The sequence below is a fragment of the Oleiphilus sp. HI0066 genome (assembly GCF_001635725.1).
The window spans coordinates 1-845 of the sequence record NZ_LWFH01000074.1 but is presented as its reverse complement, the minus strand read 5'-3'; the positions used below and the strand labels follow the sequence as shown (position 1 = coordinate 845).

Below are 845 nucleotides of genomic sequence, written 5' to 3'. Positions count from 1 at the left end.
ATTTTTACGCTGGCTGATAATTTAACATCGAGAACAGGCAATCCCTCTTCAACCAACTCTTCAACCAACTTCCTAGGTAGGCTTGCTCTTGGCTGAAACTGATTCACAACAATTCCCTCTATTTTAAGTGAATCATTATGATCTTCCTGGATATCCTGAATTTCACCCATGATTTGGTAGAGCGCTTTGCGAGAGAAGTCATCACAATCGAAAGGTATCAAAACACGATCTGCAGCAATGAGCGCCGATCGGGTATAAAAATTTAATGCTGGCGCAGTGTCGATGTAAATATCATCGAAGAAAGACTCCATTTCTCTTAATGCCGTCTTTAATTTATAAATCTTGTGCTTTGCTTCTAATTTACGCTCTAGAAACTCCAACTCAGGATGTGAAGGCATTACCGATAAATTATCGTAAGGGCTTTGATGAACAAACTCGCTCGCATCTTTATTGAAAAGATTAAACGACAAGGTCTGCTCAAAAAAATCTGCGACGGTGTGTTTCAATTCACTTGAGGAGACGCCCAACAAGTAATGCGTAGAGTTGCCCTGAGTATCAAGGTCAACCACTAACGTACGACGCCCCTTGGATGCGCTAATTGCAGCCAAGTTACATGTGATACTAGATTTACCAACACCACCTTTTTGATTAAACACCACTCGAATCACTGTCGCTTCTCCTTAAACTTTGACGAGGACACTCTCACCAGCCCAACACCTTTTTTACAAACGGAACTGTAATACTTCGCTTTTCAAGCAATTGGGCATGATCCAACTTATCTAGAACCTCCAATAATGCGCCTAAACTACGAGAACTTCTAGCATATATGTAGCTCAGCACATCAT

1 protein-coding gene is annotated in these 845 nt (G+C 41.2%); it reads right to left on the bottom strand.

The window, feature by feature from the left end:
* The coding region (locus A3738_RS01210; protein WP_068763293.1) for a ParA family protein at window positions 1-668 on the bottom strand (668 nt) is incomplete at its 3' end.
* Window positions 669-845 lie beyond the last annotated feature (177 nt).